Source organism: Azospirillum agricola (genome assembly GCF_020005195.1).
In the GTDB taxonomy this organism is placed as follows: domain Bacteria; phylum Pseudomonadota; class Alphaproteobacteria; order Azospirillales; family Azospirillaceae; genus Azospirillum; species Azospirillum agricola.
On the sequence record NZ_JAIFZR010000005.1, the window covers coordinates 2,239,751 to 2,260,206 of the forward strand.

Annotated in this window: 27 protein-coding genes, 1 tRNA gene and 1 pseudogene; 13 read left to right on the forward strand and 16 right to left on the reverse strand. The window is 68.3% G+C overall.

Going from position 1 to position 20,456, the window contains the following annotated elements:
* Nucleotides 1-5: 5 nt before the first annotated feature.
* Together JN22_RS25610 and JN22_RS25615 are read left to right on the forward strand one after the other, a co-directional pair.
* A complete protein-coding gene (locus tag JN22_RS25610; RefSeq protein ID WP_085556574.1) occupies nt 6-782 on the forward strand; it encodes an amino acid ABC transporter ATP-binding protein in 777 nt (258 codons plus the stop codon).
* A 128-nt stretch (nt 783-910) separates the two neighbouring features.
* A complete protein-coding gene (locus JN22_RS25615; protein WP_085556575.1) occupies nt 911-1,996 on the forward strand; it encodes a pyridoxal phosphate-dependent aminotransferase in 1,086 nt (361 codons plus the stop codon).
* Nucleotides 1,997-2,214: 218 nt separating this feature from the next.
* Here the strand turns inward: JN22_RS25615 and JN22_RS35385 are convergent.
* The 8 genes and pseudogenes from JN22_RS35385 to JN22_RS25655 all read right to left on the reverse strand — a co-directional run.
* Nucleotides 2,215-2,359: pseudogene (locus JN22_RS35385) on the reverse strand (DapH/DapD/GlmU-related protein); the annotation flags it as partial.
* 454 nt (nt 2,360-2,813) lie between these two features.
* Complete coding sequence (locus JN22_RS25625; protein ID WP_085556577.1) at nt 2,814-3,434, reverse strand: GNAT family N-acetyltransferase; 621 nt, start codon at nt 3,432-3,434, stop codon at nt 2,814-2,816.
* Nucleotides 3,410-3,847, reverse strand: coding sequence for a GNAT family acetyltransferase (locus tag JN22_RS25630; RefSeq protein ID WP_085556578.1), 438 nt, complete (start codon nt 3,845-3,847; stop codon nt 3,410-3,412). Before JN22_RS25630 ends, JN22_RS25625 begins: the two co-directional genes overlap by 25 nt.
* Entirely contained in the window at nt 3,844-4,731 is an 888-nt protein-coding gene (locus JN22_RS25635; RefSeq protein ID WP_085556579.1) for a sulfurtransferase, read from the reverse strand. The genes JN22_RS25630 and JN22_RS25635 overlap by 4 nt, the downstream gene beginning before the upstream one ends.
* Nucleotides 4,732-4,760: 29 nt before the next feature.
* Entirely contained in the window at nt 4,761-5,468 is a 708-nt protein-coding gene (locus JN22_RS25640) for an alanyl-tRNA editing protein (protein WP_085556580.1), read from the reverse strand.
* Nucleotides 5,469-5,487: 19 nt separating this feature from the next.
* Nucleotides 5,488-6,489, reverse strand: a complete 1,002-nt coding sequence (locus JN22_RS25645) for a cysteine synthase A (protein WP_085556581.1) — start codon at nt 6,487-6,489, stop codon at nt 5,488-5,490.
* Between the two features lie 104 nt (nt 6,490-6,593).
* Nucleotides 6,594-7,217 (reverse strand): NUDIX domain-containing protein, encoded by a 624-nt coding sequence (locus tag JN22_RS25650; protein ID WP_085556582.1) that lies wholly within the window; start codon nt 7,215-7,217, stop codon nt 6,594-6,596.
* A 64-nt stretch (nt 7,218-7,281) separates the two neighbouring features.
* Entirely contained in the window at nt 7,282-8,355 is a 1,074-nt protein-coding gene (locus JN22_RS25655; RefSeq protein ID WP_085556583.1) for a S1C family serine protease, read from the reverse strand.
* A 164-nt stretch (nt 8,356-8,519) separates the two neighbouring features.
* On the opposite strand from JN22_RS25655, the gene JN22_RS25660 reads away from it, so the two are divergent.
* Together JN22_RS25660 and JN22_RS25665 are read left to right on the forward strand one after the other, a co-directional pair.
* The gene (locus JN22_RS25660; RefSeq protein ID WP_179166224.1) at nt 8,520-8,696 is read left to right on the forward strand and encodes a hypothetical protein; all 177 of its coding nucleotides are present in this window, start codon (nt 8,520-8,522) and stop codon (nt 8,694-8,696) included.
* Nucleotides 8,697-8,756: 60 nt separating this feature from the next.
* Nucleotides 8,757-8,990, forward strand: coding sequence for a hypothetical protein (locus JN22_RS25665; protein ID WP_085556584.1), 234 nt, complete (start codon nt 8,757-8,759; stop codon nt 8,988-8,990).
* 64 nt (nt 8,991-9,054) lie between these two features.
* Here the strand turns inward: JN22_RS25665 and JN22_RS25670 are convergent, their stop codons facing one another.
* The 7 genes from JN22_RS25670 to JN22_RS25700 all read right to left on the reverse strand — a co-directional run bounded on the left by JN22_RS25670 (nt 9,055) and on the right by JN22_RS25700 (nt 14,165).
* The gene (locus tag JN22_RS25670) at nt 9,055-9,213 is read right to left on the reverse strand and encodes a hypothetical protein (protein WP_179166225.1); all 159 of its coding nucleotides are present in this window, start codon (nt 9,211-9,213) and stop codon (nt 9,055-9,057) included.
* A gap of 300 nt (nt 9,214-9,513) precedes the next feature.
* Nucleotides 9,514-9,589 (reverse strand) — tRNA-Asn (locus JN22_RS25675).
* Between the two features lie 196 nt (nt 9,590-9,785).
* Nucleotides 9,786-10,181, reverse strand: a complete 396-nt coding sequence (locus tag JN22_RS25680; RefSeq protein ID WP_085556585.1) for a COG4315 family predicted lipoprotein — start codon at nt 10,179-10,181, stop codon at nt 9,786-9,788.
* Between the two features lie 133 nt (nt 10,182-10,314).
* On the reverse strand, nt 10,315-10,965 hold the full coding sequence (plsY, locus tag JN22_RS25685; RefSeq protein ID WP_085556586.1) for a glycerol-3-phosphate 1-O-acyltransferase PlsY: 651 nt from the start codon (nt 10,963-10,965) through the stop codon (nt 10,315-10,317).
* A complete protein-coding gene (locus JN22_RS25690; protein WP_085556587.1) occupies nt 10,937-12,229 on the reverse strand; it encodes a dihydroorotase in 1,293 nt (430 codons plus the stop codon). The genes plsY and JN22_RS25690 overlap by 29 nt, the downstream gene beginning before the upstream one ends.
* A complete protein-coding gene (locus JN22_RS25695; protein ID WP_085556588.1) occupies nt 12,226-13,188 on the reverse strand; it encodes an aspartate carbamoyltransferase catalytic subunit in 963 nt (320 codons plus the stop codon). Before JN22_RS25695 ends, JN22_RS25690 begins: the two co-directional genes overlap by 4 nt.
* A gap of 86 nt (nt 13,189-13,274) precedes the next feature.
* Nucleotides 13,275-14,165, reverse strand: a complete 891-nt coding sequence (locus JN22_RS25700) for a transcriptional regulator GcvA (RefSeq protein WP_085556589.1) — start codon at nt 14,163-14,165, stop codon at nt 13,275-13,277.
* A gap of 229 nt (nt 14,166-14,394) precedes the next feature.
* On the opposite strand from JN22_RS25700, the gene JN22_RS25705 reads away from it, so the two are divergent.
* From JN22_RS25705 to JN22_RS25725, 5 genes are all read left to right on the forward strand, one after another.
* Nucleotides 14,395-14,631: a DUF1127 domain-containing protein gene (locus tag JN22_RS25705; protein WP_085556590.1), complete on the forward strand. Its 237-nt coding sequence runs from the start codon at nt 14,395-14,397 to the stop codon at nt 14,629-14,631.
* Complete coding sequence (locus JN22_RS25710; RefSeq protein WP_085556591.1) at nt 14,631-15,053, forward strand: GFA family protein; 423 nt, start codon at nt 14,631-14,633, stop codon at nt 15,051-15,053. Before JN22_RS25705 ends, JN22_RS25710 begins: the two co-directional genes overlap by 1 nt.
* Nucleotides 15,050-15,463, forward strand: coding sequence for a GFA family protein (locus tag JN22_RS25715; RefSeq protein ID WP_085556592.1), 414 nt, complete (start codon nt 15,050-15,052; stop codon nt 15,461-15,463). The genes JN22_RS25710 and JN22_RS25715 overlap by 4 nt, the downstream gene beginning before the upstream one ends.
* A 141-nt stretch (nt 15,464-15,604) precedes the next feature.
* On the forward strand, nt 15,605-15,952 hold the full coding sequence (locus tag JN22_RS25720) for a cupredoxin domain-containing protein (protein WP_085556593.1): 348 nt from the start codon (nt 15,605-15,607) through the stop codon (nt 15,950-15,952).
* Nucleotides 15,953-16,005: 53 nt separating this feature from the next.
* Nucleotides 16,006-16,839 carry an FTR1 family iron permease gene (locus JN22_RS25725; protein WP_085556594.1) on the forward strand — a complete coding sequence of 278 codons (834 nt, stop codon included), beginning with the start codon at nt 16,006-16,008 and terminating at the stop codon, nt 16,837-16,839.
* Nucleotides 16,840-16,951: 112 nt separating this feature from the next.
* Here JN22_RS25725 and ruvX read toward each other — a convergent pair whose 3' ends face one another.
* Nucleotides 16,952-17,527: a Holliday junction resolvase RuvX gene (gene ruvX, locus JN22_RS25730; RefSeq protein ID WP_085556595.1), complete on the reverse strand. Its 576-nt coding sequence runs from the start codon at nt 17,525-17,527 to the stop codon at nt 16,952-16,954.
* Between the two features lie 79 nt (nt 17,528-17,606).
* On the opposite strand from ruvX, the gene JN22_RS25735 reads away from it, so the two are divergent.
* The 4 genes from JN22_RS25735 to gatA all read left to right on the forward strand — a co-directional run bounded on the left by JN22_RS25735 (nt 17,607) and on the right by gatA (nt 20,440).
* Nucleotides 17,607-18,131 carry a GNAT family N-acetyltransferase gene (locus JN22_RS25735; protein ID WP_085556596.1) on the forward strand — a complete coding sequence of 175 codons (525 nt, stop codon included), beginning with the start codon at nt 17,607-17,609 and terminating at the stop codon, nt 18,129-18,131.
* A 90-nt stretch (nt 18,132-18,221) separates the two neighbouring features.
* Nucleotides 18,222-18,539, forward strand: a complete 318-nt coding sequence (locus tag JN22_RS25740) for a hypothetical protein (RefSeq protein ID WP_223677884.1) — start codon at nt 18,222-18,224, stop codon at nt 18,537-18,539.
* 132 nt (nt 18,540-18,671) lie between these two features.
* Nucleotides 18,672-18,959 carry an Asp-tRNA(Asn)/Glu-tRNA(Gln) amidotransferase subunit GatC gene (gatC, locus tag JN22_RS25745; protein WP_085556598.1) on the forward strand — a complete coding sequence of 96 codons (288 nt, stop codon included), beginning with the start codon at nt 18,672-18,674 and terminating at the stop codon, nt 18,957-18,959.
* Complete coding sequence (gene gatA, locus JN22_RS25750; RefSeq protein WP_085556599.1) at nt 18,959-20,440, forward strand: Asp-tRNA(Asn)/Glu-tRNA(Gln) amidotransferase subunit GatA; 1,482 nt, start codon at nt 18,959-18,961, stop codon at nt 20,438-20,440. Before gatC ends, gatA begins: the two co-directional genes overlap by 1 nt.
* Nucleotides 20,441-20,456: the final 16 nt, after the last annotated feature.

Consider the following 20,456-nt stretch of genomic DNA (forward strand, 5'->3'; position numbering starts at 1 on the left):
GAACCATGGCCCAGGTCGCCCAACAGGCCCATCACATCTCCGTCGGCGAAGAGATCATCCGCTGCACGGGCGTCAACAAGTGGTACGGCGAGTTCCACGTCCTCAAGAACATCGACCTCAGCGTCCAGAAGGGCGAGCGCATCGTCGTCTGCGGTCCCTCGGGATCCGGCAAATCGACGATGATCCGCTGCCTGAACCGGCTGGAGGAGCACCAGAAGGGCACGATCGTCGTCGACGGCATCGAGCTGACCAACAACCTGAAGAACATCGAGCTGGTGCGCCGCGAGGTCGGCATGGTGTTCCAGCACTTCAACCTGTTCCCGCACCTGACCGTGCTGGAGAACTGCACGCTGGCCCCCATCTGGGTGCGCAAGAAGCCGAAGGCCGAGGCCGAGGACATCGCCATGCGCTACCTCAAGCGCGTGCGCATCGCCGAGCAGGCCAACAAGTATCCCGGCCAGCTCTCCGGCGGCCAGCAGCAGCGCGTCGCCATCGCGCGCTCGCTGTGCATGAGCCCGAAGGTCATGCTGTTCGACGAGCCGACCTCGGCGCTCGACCCCGAAATGGTCAAGGAGGTGCTCGACGTCATGATCGGGCTGGCCGAGGACGGCATGACCATGCTCTGCGTCACCCATGAGATGGGCTTCGCCAAATCGGTTGCCGACCGGGTCATCTTCATGGACCGCGGCGAAATCGTCGAGCAGGACACGCCGGACCGCTTCTTCACCAACCCGAAGTCGGAGCGGACCAAGCTGTTCCTCAGCCAGATCCTGAATCACTGACCTTCGGAAACAAACGCCGTTTTTCCCGGTGTGCGGCGCAATGAAGTGTGGCGACGCACGCCGGTTTCAGGTTCAATCCTCTTCCGTTACGCGCTGCCGGCTGCCACGCACAACGGAGACCGTGCCTCATGGATCTGCTCAGCCCACGCCCTGGCGTCGTACAGATCAAGCCTTACCGGCCGACGCGCCCGCCCAAGGATGGCCGGCGCTGGATCGACCTCTCGCTGACGCAAAATCCCCTGGGGCCGAGCCCGGCGGCGCTGGCCGCCTACCGCAACGCGGCCGGCCAGATCCACCGCTACCCCGACTGGAGCCAGGATTCGCTGCGCCACGCCATTGCCCGGCGCTATGCCATCGACGTCGAGCGCGTCGTCTGCACCGCCGGGTCGGAGGAACTGATCCATCTGGTGACCCAGGCCTTCGCCGGTCCTGGCGACGAGGTGCTGTGCCACGAGCGCGGCTATCGCGGTTTCCTGAAGGCGATCCGCGCGTCGGGCGCCACGGCGGTGGTCGCGGCGGAGCGCGACATGGTGGTCGACGTCCAGGCGATGATCGACCGCGCCAACGAGCGCACGCGGATCTGCTTCCTCGCCAACCCGAACAACCCGACCGGCACCTACATCCCGGCCGAATATGTCCAGAGGCTGCGCGCCGGGCTGCCACCGCACACGCTGCTGGTGCTCGATTCGGCCTACGCCGACTATTGCCGGCGACCCGACTACAGCGACGGGACGGAGATCGTCGAGACCTCCGACAACGTGCTGATGATCCGGACCTTCTCGAAGATGCATGGGCTGGCCGGGCTGCGGGTCGGCTGGGGCTATGGTCCGGCGGCGGTGATCGAGGCGGTCAACGCGATCCGTGGCGCCTTCAACGTCGCCACCCCGGCCCAGGCCGCCGCGACGGCCGCGCTTGGCGACGCCGAGCATGAGGAGGCGACCTACGCCCACAACGCCGAATGGCTTCCCTGGTTGTCGCGCGAGTTGGAGCGGGTGGGGCTGCGGGTCTACCCGAGCGTCTGCAACTTCGTGCTGGCCCGCGTGCCGACCGACCCGTCGCTGGGCGTCCAGGCGGTGATCGACCATCTGGCGGGGCGCGGCATCCTGGTGAAGCCGGTTGCCGACTACGGCCTGCCGGACTGCTTGCGCATCACCGTCGGGCGCGAAGAAGAGAACAAGCTCCTGGTCGCTGCCTTGGCGGAGATATTGGGATAGCATGGGGAACCTGAGGTACCCACTCTATGTGAACAACTTTATGGGGGTTAATCTTTTCGGTTTGAATTTTTTTAAAGTCCCTGAGATCTCAGAAAACTCTTCGATAAATTTTTCCGGATCATTTGTCTGGAGATGGCAGAAATCCTTGAATTCATAATCCCACCATTTTATTGAACTTAAATTAAGAATAATTTTTTCGGGAAATCTCATTTTCAGGATTTTTCCAGGATTACCTCCAAATATTGAATAGGAAGGAACATCCTTGGTTACCACGGATCCCGCGGCGATTACGGCTCCGTCTCCTATTTCCACTCCAGGAAAAACGGATACATTTCGGCCAATCCAGACGTCATTGCCAATGATAGGGGGCGGTTTCTGTGGATTGACGTGTGTGTGAAAAGAGATTTTTTGGTCATCGGCATAAAGCCTTGACGCCAGCATCATGGGGTCCGTCAGCATTGGTGAAGTGCTGATATACTCATGGGCATGGCGCGGTGCCGGCACATCGAATCCAGCGGCGATCGAGCAATAACGACCAATTTTGATTGATGATATCAAGGGCGACCAAGAATAAGAAAAAGCTCCCATTGTACAAAGGCAGCTTCCAGCAAAAAAACTAGTATACGGCTCAATGTCCGTAAATTCATCAAAATGGATGAAGTTCTCGCCTGGAAAACGCTCCCGGAAGGCCGCATCCGAGAAGCCGCCAGGGGACAAAAATATCCGAAAACTCTGAAGAATATCACGAAATGAGTTGGTGAGTTCGGCCTTGTAGACGGTCATGCAGAGTGCCTTGATCAGGATGATTTTTGGAAAATCATGGGCTTATGATCGGAATGTGCGGTCCGGCGCTCTTCGGCAAGGGTCCGCCGATCCGGGGGTCGCGGATCTCCCGCACGACATGCCGCACCGGCTTGAATCCCATGCTCTGGTAGAGCGGCAGCGCCTTGGGGTGGTCGAAGCTGCACGTGTTGACGACCAGCTTCCTCGCCCCGCCGTCCCAGGCCAGCCGGATCGCGGTGTCGAGCAGCCAGGGACCGAGCTTCAGCCCGATGAAGTCCGGGATCATGCCGAAATAGGCGAGGTCGGTCGCCGCTTCCCGCCGGTCGAGCTCGGCGTAGCCGGCCGGAGTCCCGCTCACGTACAGAACCCAGACCTCGACGCGCGGGTCGTTGAGGCTGCGCTCCAGCTCCTTGCGCGGCAGGCGGCGGCGCTCGTGCCACAGCCACGGTTCGCCGACCGTGTCGTAGAGGTAGCGGTAGAAGGACCAGTTCGGCGGGTTGGCGCGGACCAGCGCCACATCGCCCTTCGGCCGGGCCAGCGGCGCGTGGCTCGGCGGCGCCGTCATCTCCAGATAGGTGACGATGACCGAGAGGTTCCCCGGCTTCACGGCGGTCGGCAGGGCGGGGCGCATCAGGGAGAAGGTTTCGTCAGCCATTTCTGCATCATCGTAACGGGCGAGGTGGCATAGCCCAACCGCTCGTAGAAGGCCAGCACCCGCTGGTTGGTCTCGCGCACCAGAAGCTGGACCTTGGGCATCCCGGCCTCGGCCAGCCAGCGTTCGGCGGCCTCGACCATGCGGTGCCCGTAACCGCGCTTCTGGTGGGCGGGATCGACGGCCACATAATAGATCCAGCCCCGGTGCCCGTCATGGCCGACCATCGCGCTGGCGACGATGCCGCCGTCCAGCGTGCCGAGCAGGATGGTCGAGTTCGGCCGGGAGAGCGCCAGCGCGATGTCCGCCGCCGGGTCGTTCCAGGGAACGACCAGTCCGCAGGCGGTCCACAGCGCCACCACCGCGTCGCGGTCGGAGGGGTCGCAGACGCGGATGGCGAGCGTCGGTCCGGTCACGCGGCGCGCGGCCCGGTTTCGATGGGCAGGTCGGGGCGCAGGCCCCATTCCGCCCAGGAGCCATCATAAATGGCGACGTCCGTCTTGCCGGCGGTCGCCAGACCCAGCGCGATCACGCAGGCGGTGATGCCGCTGCCGCAGGAGGCCACCACCGGCCGGCCGAGATCCAGCCCGGCCGCCTCGGCCTTCGCCCGGATGGCGTCGGGCGGCAGCAGGAGCTTGGTGTCCGGATCCATCAGGTCAGTGTGCGGCAGGTTGAAGCTGCCGGGGATGCGCCCGCTGCGGCGGCCGGGCCAGGGCTCGGCGGCGTTGCCCTCGAAGCGGGCCGGGGCACGGGCGTCGGTCACTTGTTCGGCCTTGCGGTCGATGTTGGCGAGCACGTCGTCGACGCCGCGCACCAGCTCCGGACGCAGCCGGGCGGTGAAGCTCCCTGGCGCGGCGGTGGGCACGGTGCCCGATTCGGTCGGGCGTCCCTCGGCCAGCCAGCGCGGCAGGCCGCCGTCGAGCACCGCCACCGTGTCGTGGCCGAACAGCCGGAACATCCACCAGACCCGCGCCGCCGCCGTGGCGATGCCGGCGCTGTCGTAGGTCACGACCGTATCGCCGTCGCCGATGCCGAGCGCGCCGACCTTGGCGGCGAACAGCGCGGCGTCCGGCACCATGTGGGGCAGGGGGCCGGTGTCGGGCGCCGAGATGTCGTCGACCTCGGCGAAGCGGGCGCCGGGGATGCGGCGCTCGGCGAATTCGGCGTGGGTGTCGCGGTTCTGCGAGGCGAAGTACCAGGAGCAGTCGAGCACCCGCAGGCCGGGGCGGCCCAGATTGCGGGCCAGCCAGTCGGTGGAGACGATGGGGCCGGGCAGGGCCTCGACGGAATTGTCAGTCATGGCGGCGTCTTCCCTTCGTTTCTTCGGGCTCAGTCCTTCAGCGCGATGACGACGCGCCGGTTCTGCTTGCCCTTGTTCTCGATCTTGGTGACCTCGATGCCGCCGATCTCGCCGGTGCGGGCGACGTGGGTGCCGCCGCAGGGCTGGAGATCCACCCCCTCGACGTCCAGCAGGCGGACGCGGCCCGAGCCGGTCGGCGGCTTGACCGACATGGTGCGCACCAGCTCGGGCGCGGCCGCCATCTCCTCGTCGGTGATCCAGCGGGTGCCGACGGGTGTGTCGGCGGTGATCAGCGCGTTGACGGCGGCGGCGATGGCGTCCTTGTCCAGGCTCTCGGCCGGCACGTTGAAGTCGAGGCGGCTCTTGTCGGCCCCGATCTGCCCGCCGGTGACCGAGCCGGGCACCACGGCGCACAGCAGATGCAGCGCCGTGTGCATCCGCATGTGGCGGTGGCGCCGTTCCCAGTCGATGACCGCCTCGACCTCGGTGCCGGGAGCGGGCGGGGTGGCCCCGGCCTCCGGCACATGGATCACGTCGTCGGGGCCGCCGTCGCCCTTCACCGTGTCGGTGATGCGGATTTCGCCGCCGCCGAAGCGCAGCGCCCCGCTGTCGCCGGGCTGGCCGCCGCCGGTCGGGTAGAAGACGGTCCGGTCGAGCCGGATGCCGCGCTCGTCCACCGAAACGACGGTGGCGGTGCAGCGTTGGGCGTAAGCGTCGTCGCGAAACAGCGCGTCCATGGAACCCCGCGAGGAAGAATCAGGCGAGCCAATCAGGCACGGGCAGATTCTTCTCACGAAGGAAGTCCGGATTGAAGAGCTTCGATTGGTAACGCTGCCCCCCGTCGCACAGGATGGTCACGACGGTGTGGCCCGGCCCGAGGTCGCGGGCGACGCGGATGGCGGCGGCGATGTTGATGCCCGACGAGCCGCCCAGCACCAGCCCCTGCGTCCTGATCAGGTCGAAGATGATCGGCAGCGCTTCCTCATCGGTGATCTGGAGCGCCTGGTCGATCGGCGCGCCCTCCAGATTGGCGGTGATGCGGCCCTGGCCGATGCCTTCGGTGATCGAGCTTCCCTCGGCCTTCAGCTCGCCGTACGCGTAGTAATTGTACAGCGAGGCGCCCATCGGGTCGGCCAGCGCGATGCGGATGCTGGGGTTGCGCTCCTTGAGCGCCAGACCGATGCCGGCCAGCGTGCCGCCGCTGCCGACCGCGCAGGTGAAGGCGTCCACCCGGCCCCCGGTCTGCTCCCAGATCTCGGGGCCGGTGGTCAGGCGGTGGCCCTCGCGGTTGGCGACGTTGTCGAACTGGTTGGCCCAGATGGCGCCGTTGGGCTCGGTCTTCGCCAGCTCCTCGGCCAGCCGGCCGGAGTAGCGCACGTAATTGTCGGGGTTGGAGTAGGGCACCGCCGGAACCAGCCGCAGGTCGGCGCCGACCAGCCGCAGCATGTCCTTCTTTTCCTGGCTCTGGGTTTCCGGCATGACGATGACGGTGCGGTAGCCCAGCGCGTTGCCGACCAGCGCCAGCCCGATGCCGGTGTTGCCGGCCGTGCCCTCGACGATGGTGCCGCCGGGGCGCAGCAGCCCGCGCCGCTCGGCATCCTGGACGATGGCGAGCGCCGCGCGGTCCTTCACCGAGCCGCCGGGATTCAGGAATTCCGCCTTGCCGAGGATGTCGCACCCCGTCGCCTTCGAGGGGCCTTCCAGGCGGATCAGCGGCGTGTTTCCGATGGCGCCGATGAAGCCGTTGCGAATGTCCACGACCGAGTCTCCTGAATCCTGATGCCGAATGTTGGCCTTCACTATCGGGAGATAGCGGCCGTGATTCAAGATGGGTCTGTGAAATGCAGCATTGAACAAATTTCTCAGGTGGAAACTTGGCCATCGTCGAGCCAGCGCCGGCGCAGCGCCTCGCGGTGGCGGGCCAGCCAGCCGATGGCGATGATGGCGACGGAGTTGCGAAGGCGGTTCTCATCCATCAGCCGGATCGCCTCGTCGCTCGGCATCACCATGATGCGGATGTCCTCGTGCTCCTCCTCCAGCCCGCCGGTCGCGGCCAGCCCACGGCTGTCGACCCGCCCGCAGAAGACGAAGACCTGCTCGGTGAAGGCGCCGGGGCTGACGAAGTAATCGCCGATCGGTTCGATCGCGCCGATGGTGCAGCCGGCCTCCTCGACGGCCTCGCGGCGGGCGACCTCCTCGGGGGTTTCGCCCTCGCCAACCATGCCGGCGACGATCTCGGTCATCCAGGCCGGACCGCCGACGGCGGCGGAGCCGACGCGGAACTGCTCGATCATCACCACGGCGTCGCGGTCGGGATCGTAGAGCAGCACGCCGACCGCCGGCCCGCGGTCGCAGACCTCGCGCGGCGGCAGCACGCCGGTCCAGGTGCCGTCGAACTTCTTGTGGCGCAGGCGGTACACGTCGATGGTCAGAAAGCCCTTGTAGGCCGTCGTCCTGTCGAGGATCTCGATGTCGGGATGGTCCATGGCGAGTCTGCCCCGGAAGCGGAATGAAATGGGTCCTTCCAGGGTTTACCGCATCCTTCCCCCGCTACAAGGTCGGATTCAGCCGCAGGAAGCGCACGCGGTCGGCCGATGGCACGGTGACCGGCTCCAGCCGCGCCCCGCGCAGCACTTCCAGCGGCACCACCACGCCGGCCGGTCCCAGCCCCCAGAGCTTGCGGTAGAAATCGGCCAGCCCGCTGAAGCGCTGTCCGCCGACCCCGACGATCTGGTCGCCCGGCCGCACCCCGGCCGATTCGGCGGGGCCGCGCGGCGACACTTTCTCGACCAGCAGCCGGCCCTGCTCCTCGCGCAGGGTCACGCCCAGCCAGGGGCGGGCCGGCTCCTGCCGCTTGCCGTAGGCGAGCAGGTCGGCGAGGATCGGCTCCAGGGCCGAGATCGGTACGAACATGTTGCCCGGCAGCCCGCGCCCCTCCATCGCCTGCGCCACCAGCAGCGAGCCGACGCCCACCAGCGCGCCGTTGCGGTCGACCAGCGCCGCTCCGTTGAAGGCGCGGATCGGCGGGAAGGTGAACAGCGCCTCGTCCAGCAGATACTCCCAATAGCCGGCGAACTCGCGCTTGCCGACCAGCTTCACCGCCGTCGCCGACCGGTTGCGGCCGCCGCTGAGCGCCAGCAGCGCGTCGCCTTCCTCCACCGCCGCCACGCTGCCCAGCCGCAGCCACGGCGACTCGAAGCCCATCCCGGCGCGCAGCAGGCCGAAGCCGCTGACCGGGTCGTAGGCGACCAGGGTCGCCGGATAGCCCTTGCCCTCCAGCGTGGTCACCTGGATTTCCGAGGCTTCCATGACGGTGTAGCCGATGGTCAGGATCAGGCCGGATCCGTCGATGACGATGCCGCTGCCCTCGCGGGTGGAGCCCAGCGTCTGGGAGCTTTGCGAGTCCGGCGGGACCACCGCCGAGACGCCGACCACGGCGCGCATCAGCCGGTCGGCGTTCAGCCCCTCGGCGGCGCGAAGGGGGGCCGAGGGGAACAAGATCAGGAGAAGGAGGAAGAGACCGGCGCCGCGCGCCGCCAAGGTGGCTGCGGTGGTCCTGGCTGCGATGGCCCAGGCTTCGATGAGATTCGTTCCGGTGATGGTGGCTGTGACGACGACCCGCATGCTTGCCGCCCTCCCGCAAACGCGGATCCGCCCCGGAGCCGCCCCTCATGACATTGCGTGCGAGTCGCGGCGCATCAAGGCGTGACCGTCGCCATCGGCGTGAAACATGCCGCTCCGGCCGGTGTTGTCGTGGAGAAGCATCAGCCATAAGGGAGACCCATGTGATGCCCATCAGCAGCGAGCAGGACCTCGAGCGCGCCGTGGAGGAATTCCAGCGTCTGAGCGACGCGCCCGACGAGTCGAAGGAGGGGGAGCGGCGCAGGGTTCTGGACGCGGACATCAAGGCGTATTACGCCCAATGTTCCGACGCCCTGCGGCCCGGCAAGCCACGCCACGAGTGAGGGACTCCGATCCGTTCCCTTCCTTCGCGGCCACGATGAACGAGAGAGGAATGGTCGGCGATGAAGCGAACGGACACCTGCTACACCTGCCGCTTCTGGGAGGGGCAGGGCCTGCGCCAGCGCGGGCCGAAGGGAACCTGCCGGCGCTACCCGCCGGTGGTGACCCCGCGCAGCCCCGATGGCAACTTCCCCGTCACCCTGTCCACCGACTGGTGCGGGGAATGGAAGCGGGTGGCGTCGCAGGCCGTCGAGGGCGATCCCGATACGACCATCTACGACGATCTCGTCGGCTGAGCGGGCTCGCCGGCTGAGCGGGGCCGGTGGCCGCTGAAGCCGTGTCGCGGGGGCGACCGGACGATCAGCGGGGCAGGGGCGCCATGATCAGCGTGCGGGAGGCTTCCGGCAGGGAGCGGTCGCCGTCCAGCATCATGTCCCAGTCCAGCCCGAGCAGCAGCAGCGCGGTCACCATGACGACGGCGAACAGGAACGCAGCGCCGGTGCAATCGCGCAATCGCATCGGCGCGTCTTCCCCCAGAGGCCTGGCGGGCGGGTCGAGCGGGTGGGATCCTCGCAGTGGCAGAAGCATGGCGGTCCTCCTTCGGCGGAGCACCCAACCGACGGGCTCGGTTCGGAATTGTTGCAAAGTTTAAACCTGTCGGCCCTCCGGCGGCAGTTCGCTTCCGGTGCATCAGCCCCACCATTTGGGCTTATACGATGTCGCCGGAACGGAGACGGTTTGGCCGAACGGCCGATTTCCACGCGGGGCGCCGGAAAAGGAAAAGGGCCGGACGCTGCTGGCGTCCGGCCCTTTTCAATCTGGCTCCCGGTGCTGGACTCGAACCAGCGACAAGCGGATTAACAGTCCGCTGCTCTACCAACTGAGCTAACCGGGATCGGAAGCCCTTGTTCGGGCTGCCGTTGTTGGCGTGGGCGGGTGTATAGCGAAAGATTTCCCGCCTGCCAAGCCCTATCCGACGAAAAAACGCAAACCGCTGAAGAAGCGGCGGGAGGGGGCTGCCGCGACGCCCGCTCCCGCCGGGTTGCGCGCCGACCGGTCCGTTTCGGAAGCCGCTCGGCGCGCCGGTCCTGTCATGGCTTCGCGACGTGCCAGACACTGTTCACGCCGTCACCCGTGGTGTCGCCGGCCTTGGCGTCCTTGGCCCATGTGTAGAGCGGCTTGCCGTTGTAGGCCCATTGCCTGGACCCGTCGTCGCGGGCGATGACGGTGTATTTCCCCATCGGCTTGGCCGAGGCGTCCGCCATCAGCGGCGGCCAGTTCGCGGCACAGGGACCGTTGCAGGTCGATTTCCCGGCGGTGTCCTTGTCGAAGACGTAGAGCGTCATGCCCTTCGCGTCGGTCAGCACCGGCCCCATGGCCGTCTTGCCGGTCATCGCCGGCTCCTTTCCCTGCGCAAGGGCGGACGGTCCGGACAGGGCGATGCCCAGGCCGAAGGCAAGCGCGGTGATGCGGGCTGTGGATGTCATCGTTCGATCCTCCCCATAAGCGAAGCGCGCTGGTTGGCGGCGCCGCTTCATCATGGACGCGGGGAGGCGGTAAATATTCCTCAAGGATGGATACGGCCGTTTGATCCGCATCCACCTTCAAAGAGGGGGCGCTTCAGGGGACCGCCTTCTTCTTGCCAGCGCCGATCCTCGGTTCTTCGCCCTTCAGCAGGCGGCGGATGTTGGCCTCGTGGCGGACGAAGACCAGGACGGCGATGAACAGGCACAGGCCGGCGACCAGCGGGCCGCCGAAATACCAGCCGGTCAGCGGGCTGAGAGCCAGCGCGGTCAGCGCCGACAGCGACGAGATGCGGAAGACCGCCGCCATGACCAGCCAGGTCAGGCAGGCCAGCAGCCCGGCCGGCCAGCACACCGCCAGCAGCACGCCGAGCGCCGTGGCGACACCCTTGCCGCCCTTGAAGCCGAGCCAGACCGGAAAGCTGTGGCCCAGCATGGCGCCACCGGCCGCCAGGACCGCCGCCTCCAGCCCGAGAAAGGCCGGGCCGGCCCACAGGAAGGCGAGCAGCGCCGCGATGGCGCCCTTGCCGCTGTCCAGCAGCAGCGTGGCGAGCGCCAGCGGCTTGTTGCCGGTGCGGAGCACGTTGGTCGCCCCGATGTTGCCGGAACCGATCTGGCGGATGTCGCCCAGCCCGGCCATGCGGGTGAGCACGAGGCCGAAGGGGATCGAGCCCAGCAGATAGCCCAGCAGGGCGCAGACGGCCAGCATGACCACCGGCTCAGCCCTCCGTCCAGACGGTGCGGCCATCGACGATGGTGCGCAGCGGACGGCCCTGGACCGGGCGGTTCTCGAAGGGCGAGTTCTTCGACTTCGACCGGAAGCGCGAGACGTCGATCTGCCAGGGGCTGTCGAGGTCGAAGACCACGAGGTCGGCGGCGGCCCCCCTGGCGATGCGGCCGAGGGCCAGGTCGAGGATCGCCGCCGGGTTGGCGGTGACGCAGGCCAGCGCCTTCAACAGCGGCAGCCTGCCCTTGTGGACCAGCTCCAGCGTCAGCGGCAGCAGCGTCTCCAGCCCGATCACGCCGAAGGCGGCCTGGGCGAAGGGCAGGCGCTTCTGGTCCTGGTCCTGCGGCACATGGTCGGACGCGATGGCGTCGATGGTGCCGTCGGCCAGCCCCTCGACCACCGCGCGGCGGTCCATCTCGCCGCGCAGCGGCGGCGAGACCTTGGCGTAGGTGCGGTAGTCGCCGACATCGACCTCGGTCAGGGCGAAATAGTGCGGGGCGGTGTCGCAGGTCACGCGCAGGCCGCGCGCCTTGGCCCGGCGGATCAGCTCCACCGACTCCGAGGTGGTGACGTGGGCGAAGTGCAGCCGGCCGCCGGTCAGCTCGACCAGCCGCAGGTCGCGCTCGATCATGATGATCTCGGCCTCGCGCGGGATGCCGACGAGGCCGAGGCGGGTGGCGATCTCGCCGGAATTCATCATGCCGCCCGAGGACAGCGACGGCTCCTCCGGGTGCTGCACGATCAGCTTGTCGAAGGTCCTGGCGTAGCTCAGCGCCCGGCGCATCGTCTTGGCGCTGCCGATCGCCTTGGTGCCGTCGGTGAAGGCGACGGCGCCGGCCTGGGCCAGCAGGCCCATCTCGGTGATCTCCTTCCCTTCCGTCCCGCGCGTGGCGGAGCCGTAGGCGAAGACCTTGACCAGCCTGGCCTCGCGGGCGCGGCGGGCGACGAACTCCAGCCCGGCGACCTCGTCGAGCACCGGCGTGGTGTTGGGCAGCAGCGCCATCGCGGTGATGCCGCCGGCGGCGGCGGCGCGCGACGCGCTCTTGATCGTGTCCTTCTCCTCCTCGCCGGGCTCGCCGATCAGCACGCGCATGTCGACGAGGCCGGGGGCGAGGCAGAGGCCGTCCAGGTTCACCGCCTCGGCGTCGGCGGGCACGCCGTCGCGGAACAGGTCCGGACCGAAATCGGCGATCTTGCCGCCCTCGGTCAGCAGGTCGGCGCGCTGGTCCAGCCCGGTCGCGGGATCGAGCAGGCGGGCGTTCAGGTAGGCGACGCGGCTGTTCATTGGTCGGCCTTCCGGCGTTCGCGGGTCAGGAGGTCGAGGACGGCCATGCGCACGGCGACGCCCAGCTCGACCTGGTCGAGGATCATCGAGCGCTTGAGGTCGTCGGCGACCTCCGAGTCGATCTCGACGCCGCGGTTCATCGGGCCGGGGTGCATGATGACCGCGTCCGGCTTGGCGACCTCCAGCTTCTCGTAGTCGAGGCCGTAGAAGTAGAAGTATTCGCGGGTCGAGGGGATGTACTGGCCGCTCATCCGCTCGGTCTGGAGCCGCAGCATCATCACGACGTCGGCGTCCTTCAGGCCGGTCTTCATCTGATGATGGACCTCGACGCCGAGCCGGTCGATCTGCGAGGGCAGCAGGGTCGGCGGCGCCACGCAGCGCACGCGGGCGCCCATGGCGTTCAGCAGATGGATGTTGGAGCGCGCCACCCGGCTGTGCAGGATGTCGCCGCAGATCGCCACCACCAGCCCTTCCAGCCGGCCGACGCGGCGGCGGATCGCCAGCGCGTCGAGCAGCGCCTGGGTCGGGTGCTCGTGGTGCCCGTCGCCGGCGTTGATGACCGAGCAGTTGACCTTGTCGGCCAGCAGCTTGACGGCGCCCGAGTCGGCGTGGCGCACGACCAGCGCGTCGAGATGCATGGCATTGAGCGTCATCGCCGTGTCGATCAGCGTCTCGCCCTTCTTCACCGAGCTGCCGTCCGACGACATGTTGATGACGTCGGCGCCCAGCCGCTTGCCGGCCAGCTCGAAGCTGGTGCGGGTGCGGGTGGAGTTCTCGAAGAACAGGTTCACCAGCGTGCGGCCGTCCAGCAGGGCGGACTTCTTCACGGGGCGGCGGTTCTGCTCGACATAGCCGTCGGCGAGGTCGAGGATCCGGGTGATCTCGCCGGCCCGCAACCCCTCGATGCCGAGAAGGTGGCGGTGCGGGAAGATCTCGTCTTGGGGGTGGGGCGCGCTCATGGGCGCGGACTATAGGAGCGGTGCGGGGCGCCCGCAAGCGGGTGCCGCCGGTATTCAGGGCAATCGCTTGCGGCCTCCGCGCGCGCTCACGGCGTGTTGGCGGCCTCCTCGAACAGCCAGTCGCGGAAGGCCTTCACCTTGGGCCGGTTGAAGTAATGCGGCGGGGCGACGACGTAGTAGGCGAGGCTGCCGGGCAGCCCGACGTTGAACAGCCGCACCAGCCGGCCGCTGGCGATGTCGTCGGACACCAGGACGCCGCGCGCCAGCGCGATGCCGTGGCCGTTGATCGCCGCCTGCAACGTGAAGGACGAATCGTCGAAGCGCAGGCCGCGGTCGACATCCACCCCCTCGATCCCGGCCGCCCGGCACCAGACCGCCCAGGAGATGTTGTAGTCGTCGTGCAGCAGGGTGTGGTTGCAGAGGTCCTCCGGGCAGGTCAGCGGGCGCTCGCCGTTGAGCAGCGACGGGTGGCCGACCGGGAAGATGTCCTCGGTCAGCAACCGCTCGACCCGCAGGTCGGGCCAGACGCCGGTGCCGAAGCGGATCGCCAGATCGACGTCGTGCCGGGTGAAATCCACCATCTGGATGGTGCTCTGCACGCGGACGTCGGTGTCGGGATAGCGCTTCTGGAAGCGCATCAGCCGCGGCACCAGCCATTTCGACGCGAAGCTCGGCATGGTGGAGATGGTCAGGGCGCCGGCGCTGTCGGTGCGGATCAGCTTCTCGGTCGCCTGGGACAGCGTGTCCATCGCCTCGCGCACCGGCGGCAGATAGTTCTGCCCGGCCTCGGTCAGCGCCAGCGCGCGGTTCATTCGGCGAAACAGGGGTAATCCGAGCCACTCCTCCAGCGCCTTGATCTGGTGGCTCACCGCCGCCTGGGTGACGTGGAGTTCGTCGGCCGCCTTGGTGAAGGACAGGTGACGGGCGGCGGCTTCGAAGGCGCGAAGCGCGTTCAGCGGGGGCAGGCGGCGGGACATCGGGATCCGGGGAAGGTATCGGATTAGTTTCTCTAATCGACTCTATGAGAAAGCGTCGTTTGTCCGCAAGGCGTCGTTCGGTCATCTTCAGTCCCACGACGACAGCCGATGCGGCGCGGTCGAGAAGCCTTCCGTCGATCCCCGCATCCAGCCCCTCGAAGCGTGTCTTTCCCATCATCCCCGCATGGCCCGTCCTTCGGGCCTGGTTCTTCGGGCAAGGAGACCGATCATGAGCCGGATCACCCAATCCACCCTGTCCAGCACCCGGACCATGGCGGCGGAGCGTTCCGCTTTCGCCGGTGCCGGCGGCCTGCTGGCCGCGCTGTTCGACCGCATGGCGACCTGGAGCGAGCGGCGCCGCCAGCGGCTGGCGCTGGAAGCCCTGCCGGACCATCTGCTGTCCGACATCGGCGTGTCGCGCGCCGACGCCTCGACCGAGGCCGACAAGCCTTTCTGGCGGGGCTGATGTCCGCTTCCGGCCTCACCGTGTGGACCGGCGGCTGCCTGTGCGGCGGCGTGCGCTACGAGATCGGTTCCCCGCCGGAACCGGTCTCGTTCTGCCATTGCGGCCAGTGCCGCCGCCAGCACAGCCATGTCGGCGCTTACGCCGGGGTGCCGCGCGCGGCGCTTCGCCTGACCGCCGCCGACACGCTGACGTGGTACGCCTCTTCCGGCCGGGCGCGGCGCGGCTTCTGCGCGCGTTGTGGGTCCGGGCTGTTCTGGGAGGCCGTCGATGACGCCGAGCGCATCACGGTGACCGCCGGCAGCCTGGACGACGCGCCGGGCTTGCGCGCCGACCGGCACATCATGGTCGATTGCAAGGGCTCCTATTACGAGATCGGCGCCGACGGGTTGGAACGGCGGACCAGCGCGGGAGAGACGGAATGAGCGGAGAGCAGGGGTTGCCCGGCGGCTGCCTGTGCGGCGGCGTGCGGTTCCTGGCCACGGAACGGCCGATGGGGGTGGTGAACTGCCATTGCGGGCAGTGCCGCCGCTTTCACGGGCATCTCGGCGCCTACATCACCGTGCCGCGCGACACCGTGTTCTTCGACGCCGACTCCACGCTGGTCTGGTACCGCTCGTCCGACAAGGCCGAGCGCGGCTTCTGCGGGCGCTGCGGCTCGTCGCTGTTCTGGAAGGGCGACGGCAACGCGTGGGTCGACATCGCCGCCGGAACCCTCGACCAACCGACCGGCCTGACCACGCTGCGGCACATCTTCGTCGCCGACAAGGCCGACTACTACGCGATCGACGACGGGCTGGAGCGCTTCGACGGCACCGCGCCGGAGCCGCCCTAACCGTCTTTCCTTCCAGCCGGATGCGCGTTTCCGTCGCAGGGGGCGTGCGAAGGGCGCGGGGCGCTTTTCGTTGACCCTGGGTATCTCGGGTGAGAATGCTTTGCATATGCAAGAACGCTCACCGTTCCGAGGTTCCGCCCCATGCACCGCCTGATCGCCCCCCTGGCCCTTGCGGCCGCCCTCCTGCTGCCCGCCCTGACGTCCCGTGCGCCCGCGCTGGCGGATGACGCGCCGGTCACCATCGTCATCAAGGACCACAAGTTCGAACCCGCCGAGGTGAAAGTCCCCGCGAACAGGCGGGTGACGCTGCTGGTCGACAACCAGGACGTGACGTCCGAGGAGTTCGAGAGCGCCGAGCTGAAGGTCGAGAAGATCGTCGGCGGCCGCAAGCAGATGAAGGTCGCGATCGGGCCGCTGAAACCCGGACGCTATCCGTTCTTCGGCGAGTTCCACGAAGCCACCGCCCAGGGCGCCGTCCTGGCCGAGTGAGCCGGCCGTTTCGCTTTCCCCTTCGCGCCGGTCCTTCCTCGGAGACGTCCGCCATGCTCGCCAGTCTGATCATCGTGTTCCGCGAGGTGCTCGAAGCCGGCCTCGTCATCGGCATCGTGCTTGCCGCCACCCAGGGGGTCGTGGGGCGCGCCCGCTGGATCGCCACCGGCATCGCCGCCGGCATCGTCGGATCCTGCGTCGTCGCGGCCTTCGCCGACGGCATCAGCGCGCTGTTCGCCGACACCGGGCAGGAGATGTTCAACGCCGGGGTCCTGCTGGTCGCCGTCGTCATGCTGGCCTGGCACAACGCCTGGATGGCCCAGCATGGCCGGGAACTGGCGCGCGACATGGCGGCGGTCGGCCGCGCGGTGGCGAGCGGCGAGCGCACGCTGGCGGCGCTCGCCATTGTGATCGGCGTCGCCGTGCTGCGCGAAGGGTCGGAGATCGTGCTGTTCCTCACCGGCATCGTGGCGTCGGAGGAGGGCGGCTTCGCCACCGTGCTGCTCGGCGGGCTGGGCGGCGTGGCGCTCGGCGCCCTGGTGTCGGTTCTGCTCTACGCCGGGCTGCTGCGCATCCCGACGCGCCATCTCTTCTCGGTGACGACGTGGCTGCTGACCCTGCTGGCGGCGGGGATGGCGTCCACCGCCGTCACCTTCCTGGCCCAGGCCGGCCTGCTGGAGGCCGGCGGCGAAATTCTGTGGGACAGCTCGTTCCTGCTGCGCGACAAGAGCCTGTTCGGGCAGGCGCTGCATGTGCTGGTCGGCTACACCGACCGGCCGACCGAGGCGCAACTGATCGCCTATGTGGCGGTGGTGCTGGGCATTCTGCTGCTGACCCGCTGGGCGGCGCGCAACCAGCCGCCGGGCGGCCGCATCAGCGCGGCCTGAGGCCGGCGCTTTCCATCGTGACCGGGCTTGGCCCGGTCACCCGCGCGCAAGCATGAGCTCTGCCCTTGGATGCCCGTGCCGGGCACGGGCATGACGCATGAAGGAGCGCCGTTCAGCGGTCGGCGCGGTCTGTCCAGCCGCCGGGGCCGTCGTCGTCACCGTCACCGTCACCGTCACCGTCACCGTCCGCCCCCTCGGCCTCGCGACGGCGCTGGTTCGCCAGCATGTCGAGCGCGCCTTGCAGGATGTAGGCGGCGGCCATCTTGTCGACCACCTCGTCGCGCCGCTTGCGGGTCATGTCGGCCTCGCCGATCATGAAGCGTTCGACCGCCGATGTGGACAGCCGCTCGTCCCAGAAGGCGATCTCCGCCTCCCAGCCCAGCAGGTCGGCGCGTTCCAGCAGATTCTTGGCGAAGGCGCGCACCGATTCGACGCGCGGTCCCTCCGACCCGTCCATGTTCAGCGGCAGCCCGACCACCAGCCCGCCGATGCCGTAATCGCGGATCGTCTTTCCCAGTTCGCGCGCGTCCTGGGTGAATTTGGTCCGCTTCAGCGTGCCGATGGGCGAGGCGACGACCAGTCCGGGGTCGGCGACCGCCAGCCCGACCGTCTTGCTGCCGACGTCGAGCCCGAGAAGCCGTTGCCCCTTGCCCAGCCGGGCGGCGAGTTCGGAGAGTGTGTGGATCATGCGCCGACCATAGGAGCCCACGGGGATTGCCGCAAGACCACTTGAGTTGTCCGGAGCGGCCCTCCACTGTCTCCGGATCATGACCCATCCGCCCCGCATTGTCGGCGACCGTCCGCTGACCGACGCCGACATCCCCACCGTCTGTGGCTTTCCCCGCAACGCCGAGGAGCTGTATTTCCTGTTTCCCCGCGCCACATGGCCGCTGACCCCCGGACAGGTCCGCGCCAGCCTGGCGGAGCGGCGCGACCCGACCGTGGCGATCCTGGACGGCCAGGCGGTCGGCTACGCCAATTTCGTCGCCTTCGAGGAGGGGCGGACCACCAGCCTCGGCAACCTCGCCGTCGATCCGCGGCGGCGGCGGCAGGGCATCGCCGAGCATCTGGTGCGGACGATGATGGAGCGCGCCTTCTCGGTCCACGACCTGCCGGAGATGACACTCTCCTGCTTCAACACCAACACGCCGGGCCTGCTGCTCTACGCCAAGCTCGGCATGACGCCGATCGGGCTCACGACGCACGTCGCGCCCTGGGGCGATACGGTCGCTCTGCTGAAGCTGCGGATGACCCGCGAGGCGTGGCGGGGCGGGGCGGTGGCGGCGTCCTGAGCGGGCGGCCGTCTTGCGGATCATTCTGCTATGTTGTAACGTTTTTGGGTTGCAACCTTAGTCCTGGCTCCGACCCGCGGAGCGGAACCGATGGGGCGGAGAATGGGTGGGCGGACGCGGAACACTGGCCGGCGGGACATCCTCCGGGGGCTGGCGGCCGGTGGGGCGGTCCTGCTCTCCGGATCGGGGGCCGGCGCCATCACCGCCCGGCCGTCCTCGGATTACGGCGCCGTGCTGGACGCGGCCTGCGGACCGTCGGCCGACCATGCCAGGCAGATCGCCGAGATCGAGAACGCCTTCGGCCTCACACGTCCCGACCCGCGCATGATCGAGCGTCTTCGGCGCACCGCGTGCCCGAACTGCGGCTGCCCCCTGATGCCGCCGGCCGGCCCGTCCGACGCCTTCTGAGCGGTTGGCCGATGCATTTTTCGCGTCCCTGTCGCCGTCTTCGGCCGGGCGGGGTGCCGCGAACGTTGCGGCGGGCCGGCGCGGGTGATAGCTTCGCGGCGGATTTCCAATATTTTGGAAGAGAGTAGAGGCATGTCGCTCGACAAGGCCACGGTGGCCAAGATCGCGCATCTGGCCCGCATCAAGGTGCCGGACGGGGAACTGGAATCGCTGGCGGGGGAACTCAGCCAGATCCTGACCTTCGTGGAACAGCTCAACGAGGTCGACACGAAGGACGTGCCGCCGATGACCAGCGTCGCCGCGCAGAAGCTGCGCCGGCGCAAGGACGCGGTCACCGACGGCGGCTATGCGGCCCAGGTCCTGTCGAACGGTCCGGAAACGGCCGAAAGCTTCTACGTCGTGCCGAAGGTGGTCGAGTGATGACGGCGCTCACGCATCTGACCATGGCGGGGGCGCTGGACGGCCTCGCCAAGAAGGAGTTCACCGCGGTCGAACTGGCCGAGGCGCATGTGCGCGCGGTCGAGGCCGTGCGCCCCTTCAACATCTTCATCACCGAGACGCCCGACGCCGCGCTGGCGATGGCCAAGGCCAGCGACGAACGCCGCGCCAAGGGCGAGGCCGGTCCGATGGACGGCCTGCCCATCGCGGTGAAGGATCTGTTCTGCACCAAGGGCGTCGCCACCACGGCCGGCAGCCACATCCTCGACGGCTTCAAGCCGGAGTATGAGTCGACGGTGACGTCGCAGCTCTGGCGCGACGGCGCCGTGATGCTCGGCAAGGTCAACCTCGACGAGTTCGCCATGGGCTCGGCCACCATCACCGCCCACCAGGGCGAGACGGTCAGCCCCTGGAGCCCCGGCGCGCCGGGCGCCTGGGATCGGAAGATCGTGGCGGGCGGCTCGTCGGGCGGCTCGGCCGCCGTCATCGCCGCGCGCGCCGCGCTGGGCGCCACCGGCACCGACACCGGCGGCTCGATCCGCCAGCCGGCCGGCTACACCGGCACGGTCGGCATCAAGCCGACCTACGGCCGCTGCTCGCGCTGGGGCATCGTCGCCTACGCCTCCTCGCTCGACCAGGCCGGGCCGATGACCCGCACGGTCGAGGACGCGGCGATCATGCTGCGCTCGATGTGCGGCTTCGATCCCAAGGATTCGACCTCGGTCGACATGGCCGTGCCGGACTTCCGCGCCGCGCTGACCGGCGACATCCGCGGCCTGCGCGTCGGCATTCCCAAGGAATACCGGGTCGAGGGGCTGTCGGCCGAGATCGACGCGTTGTGGACTCAGGGCATCGAGTGGCTGAAGGAGGCCGGCGCCGTGCCGGTCGAGATCAGCCTGCCGCACACCAAATACGCTCTGGCCGCCTATTACATCATCGCCCCGGCCGAGGCGTCCTCCAACCTCGCGCGCTACGACGGTGTCCGCTACGGCCTGCGGGTCGAGGGCGGCAGCCTGTCGGAGATGTACGAGAACACGCGCGGCGCCGGCTTCGGCAGCGAGGTTCGCCGCCGCATCCTGATCGGCACCTACGTGCTGTCGGCCGGCTATTACGACGCCTACTACAACAAGGCCCGCCAGGTGCGCACGCGCATCAAGTGGGACTTCGACGAGGCGTTCAAGAGCTGCGACGTCATCCTGACGCCGACCGCCCCCAGCACCCCCTTCGCCATCGGCGAGAAGATGGATGATCCGGTGCAGATGTACCTGAACGACGTCTTCACCGTGCCGATCAACCTCGCCGGCCTGCCGGCGATGTCGGTCCCGGCCGGTCTGGGGGCCGACGGTCTGCCGCTCGGCCTGCAACTGATCGGCCGCCCGTTCGACGAGGAGACCCTGCTCCGCGTCGGTCAGGTGGTGGAAAAGGCGGCGAACGTCACGGCGCTGCCGCCCTTCGTGGCCTGAAGATTCGTCTTCGACG

Coding starts and splice junctions, on each gene's coding strand:
- gatA (WP_085556599.1), top strand. CDS start 18,959: ATGACGGCGCTCACGCATCTGACCATGGCGGGGGCGCTGGACGGCCTC.
- JN22_RS25715 (WP_085556592.1), top strand. CDS start 15,050: ATGAGCGGAGAGCAGGGGTTGCCCGGCGGCTGCCTGTGCGGCGGCGTG.
- JN22_RS25705 (WP_085556590.1), top strand. CDS start 14,395: ATGAGCCGGATCACCCAATCCACCCTGTCCAGCACCCGGACCATGGCG.
- JN22_RS25695 (WP_085556588.1), bottom strand. CDS start 13,188: ATGAGCGCGCCCCACCCCCAAGACGAGATCTTCCCGCACCGCCACCTT.
- JN22_RS25665 (WP_085556584.1), top strand. CDS start 8,757: ATGAAGCGAACGGACACCTGCTACACCTGCCGCTTCTGGGAGGGGCAG.
- JN22_RS25690 (WP_085556587.1), bottom strand. CDS start 12,229: ATGAACAGCCGCGTCGCCTACCTGAACGCCCGCCTGCTCGATCCCGCG.
- JN22_RS25670 (WP_179166225.1), bottom strand. CDS start 9,213: ATGCGATTGCGCGATTGCACCGGCGCTGCGTTCCTGTTCGCCGTCGTC.
- JN22_RS25655 (WP_085556583.1), bottom strand. CDS start 8,355: ATGCGGGTCGTCGTCACAGCCACCATCACCGGAACGAATCTCATCGAA.
- JN22_RS25680 (WP_085556585.1), bottom strand. CDS start 10,181: ATGACATCCACAGCCCGCATCACCGCGCTTGCCTTCGGCCTGGGCATC.
- JN22_RS25625 (WP_085556577.1), bottom strand. CDS start 3,434: ATGGCTGACGAAACCTTCTCCCTGATGCGCCCCGCCCTGCCGACCGCC.
- ruvX (WP_085556595.1), bottom strand. CDS start 17,527: ATGATCCACACACTCTCCGAACTCGCCGCCCGGCTGGGCAAGGGGCAA.
- JN22_RS25615 (WP_085556575.1), top strand. CDS start 911: ATGGATCTGCTCAGCCCACGCCCTGGCGTCGTACAGATCAAGCCTTAC.
- JN22_RS25735 (WP_085556596.1), top strand. CDS start 17,607: ATGACCCATCCGCCCCGCATTGTCGGCGACCGTCCGCTGACCGACGCC.
- JN22_RS25700 (WP_085556589.1), bottom strand. CDS start 14,165: ATGTCCCGCCGCCTGCCCCCGCTGAACGCGCTTCGCGCCTTCGAAGCC.
- JN22_RS25720 (WP_085556593.1), top strand. CDS start 15,605: ATGCACCGCCTGATCGCCCCCCTGGCCCTTGCGGCCGCCCTCCTGCTG.
- JN22_RS25740 (WP_223677884.1), top strand. CDS start 18,222: ATGGGGCGGAGAATGGGTGGGCGGACGCGGAACACTGGCCGGCGGGAC.
- JN22_RS25635 (WP_085556579.1), bottom strand. CDS start 4,731: ATGACTGACAATTCCGTCGAGGCCCTGCCCGGCCCCATCGTCTCCACC.
- JN22_RS25610 (WP_085556574.1), top strand. CDS start 6: ATGGCCCAGGTCGCCCAACAGGCCCATCACATCTCCGTCGGCGAAGAG.
- JN22_RS25710 (WP_085556591.1), top strand. CDS start 14,631: ATGTCCGCTTCCGGCCTCACCGTGTGGACCGGCGGCTGCCTGTGCGGC.
- JN22_RS25660 (WP_179166224.1), top strand. CDS start 8,520: ATGCCCATCAGCAGCGAGCAGGACCTCGAGCGCGCCGTGGAGGAATTC.
- JN22_RS25725 (WP_085556594.1), top strand. CDS start 16,006: ATGCTCGCCAGTCTGATCATCGTGTTCCGCGAGGTGCTCGAAGCCGGC.
- JN22_RS25640 (WP_085556580.1), bottom strand. CDS start 5,468: ATGGACGCGCTGTTTCGCGACGACGCTTACGCCCAACGCTGCACCGCC.
- plsY (WP_085556586.1), bottom strand. CDS start 10,965: ATGGCCGCACCGTCTGGACGGAGGGCTGAGCCGGTGGTCATGCTGGCC.
- JN22_RS25650 (WP_085556582.1), bottom strand. CDS start 7,217: ATGGACCATCCCGACATCGAGATCCTCGACAGGACGACGGCCTACAAG.
- gatC (WP_085556598.1), top strand. CDS start 18,672: ATGTCGCTCGACAAGGCCACGGTGGCCAAGATCGCGCATCTGGCCCGC.